Source organism: Endozoicomonas sp. SESOKO3 (genome assembly GCF_024606255.1).
Map to the genome: position 1 here is coordinate 1 of NZ_JAHHPR010000714.1, position 1,615 is coordinate 1,615.

General features: G+C 44.8%; 1 protein-coding gene. It reads right to left on the reverse strand.

Annotated features, from left to right (window positions below):
* The coding region (locus tag KDK18_RS12550) for a hypothetical protein (RefSeq protein WP_257255268.1) at window positions 1-1,615 on the reverse strand (1,615 nt) is incomplete at both ends.

A 1,615-nucleotide genomic window follows, 5' to 3' on the forward strand; every position in this document is an offset into this window, starting at 1 on the left:
AGTCGTCCATAGCGGCCCGAACTTTTGCCTGCCTCGGCGTGTACTGGAAGGGACCATCGTCATTTTCAACAGCTTTCTCTGCAACCGCCAGGGCGTCCTTCTTTCTCTCAATGTCTGCTTTCCTGATTTCAATTTCACCTTCCAGGCGGGCCTTTTCCTGAATCAGTTGCCGGACCCTGCTGCTAACAACGTCATCACGGCCCAGTTGTAACTGTTTGTTTCTCAGGGCATTAACCCGTTGTTCCTGAGTGTCAGTAGCCTCTGGTTCAAGACCCACGGCTTCTTCGATGGTGTTAAGAACTGCTTTATGATAATCCGTCAGAGCCTCTTCTGCTTTTGATAGAGCTTCACTTTTCTGCTCCAGAACTAAACCCAGTGCAGCCATTTCCTCGTTATGTGCGGTTTTGGTCTGCTCATCAATGTCTCCAAGATCTTCAATCTCTTGTTTTTTACGATCCAGATTCGCTTGTGCATTCCTTTCTTCAAGCTGTGTACTGGTCACTTCCATACTTTTCCTGTCGTGTTCACGAAGGAATTCTGTGACCTGAGAGTGTTTTTGTCTGGTTAAAGTCTGTTCATCCAATGCTTCACTGAATTCATCTTCTGCTTCCCGAACAAGAGTATCTACATAGACTAAAGTATCGACAAAGTAATCAACTACTTCGTGTAAATGGGGATAACCTGTCGTTTTAATGTCAAGATGTATTTGAGCTCTCAGTTCCTTAAAAATTTCATTTCGTCTTTCTTTACTGTGTCCCTGCAGGAAATGTTTGATGTCCTCTACCCGCTCTTCAAGGGTTTGCTCGTCACCTGCAGTCAGACCCAGCCCGGTCTGAGCTATTTCCATTGCCTGATTAAGAACTGTGTCGATTTCATCCGAGCGGCCTCCGCTGACAGCTGGAGTCCCGGTAAAGAAACATTGTCTGGTATGAATAGCATCCAGTTTTTGCTTAGCTGTCTTCTGCTCACTTTCAGCTTCTTCTATTGCTCGCCTGATTGTCGCTACTTCACGATCAAGAACGTATCGGGGTTTGGGGCCGAGGCGAGCCATTTGCCTGTCAAGTTCATTTTCAATAACTGTGATATGCTCATTAACCTCAGCAACACCTGCTTTGGAAACTTCTTTATCCAGCTGTTTGAGTTTTTTGATAATTAGAATGTTTTGGTTTTCTATACTGGCGTCATCTTTATAGTTCTCAATGTTGAGTTGATGAGCCATTTCATTGTTTCTGCCCCTTCTGATCTCTTCATCGCCATAGGTTTCTTCTACTTCATCCATTAATTCCGAAATTTTGCAGTCAATAGCATACTTGTTGTCATTGAGGTGGACGTCGTTTTCAAACATTAACCCCAGATCATTGGCCAGTTTAGCAAGGAACGTCTTGCCCCCTTCTTTTGCCGCATCGTTTGCAATGGGGTAGATCTGCAGCCTGTCCTCTATATCTTTAAGCAGCCTTTCCTGTTTTCTTACGGCTCGCCGATCCGCAGCTTCGATATAAAAGGCAAGACTGGTTAGCTTATCGTATTTACTGGTCCTTTTTTGAGCAACCGTCTTTTGAACAACTGCGGTGTAAGCTTTCCAGGGAATTTGTTCTATCGTATCCAGCATGGACTC